This window comes from Psychrobacter sp. Sarcosine-02u-2 (assembly GCF_002836335.1).
GTDB lineage: Bacteria > Pseudomonadota > Gammaproteobacteria > Pseudomonadales > Moraxellaceae > Psychrobacter > Psychrobacter faecalis.
This window is the reverse complement of the sequence record NZ_PJBX01000068.1, coordinates 1-416: the sequence shown is the minus strand read 5'-3', so window position 1 is coordinate 416 and position 416 is coordinate 1. Positions and strand designations below refer to the sequence as shown.

General features: G+C 46.6%; 1 protein-coding gene. It reads left to right on the top strand.

Annotation, left to right across the window (positions count from 1 at the left end; genetic code table 11):
* Positions 1 to 416: IS30 family transposase (locus tag CXF58_RS13750; protein WP_145989772.1), on the top strand; the 416-nt coding region annotated here is incomplete at both ends.

Here is a 416-nt window from a genome sequence, read left to right as displayed (position 1 = left end):
ACTAGGTTGGCAAGATGTCCCAAGCCATGAATCAATATACCAACACATCTATACTGACAAAAAGGCAGGGGGTGATCTACACAACGCCCTTAGATGTCAAAAGCGTTATAAGAGACGGTATCTGCACGGCAATGATAGGCGCGGGAAAATAGCGAACCGCTGTGATATCACTGAGCGTCCTAGTATCATTGATACGCGCAGTCGTATGGGCGATTATGAAGGGGATACGGTGGTTGGTCACGGGCATCAAGGTGTGCTTGTCACTTTAGTAGATAGAACGACTCGAGAGACTAAGATCAAAGCGCTACCCAATCGCAAGGCAAAAGTCGTCACACAAGCTTGTATTGGCATGCTAAAAGGTGAGCAGGCGTTAACTATCACCTTTGACAACGGTAAAGAGTTTGCTGACCATGAAA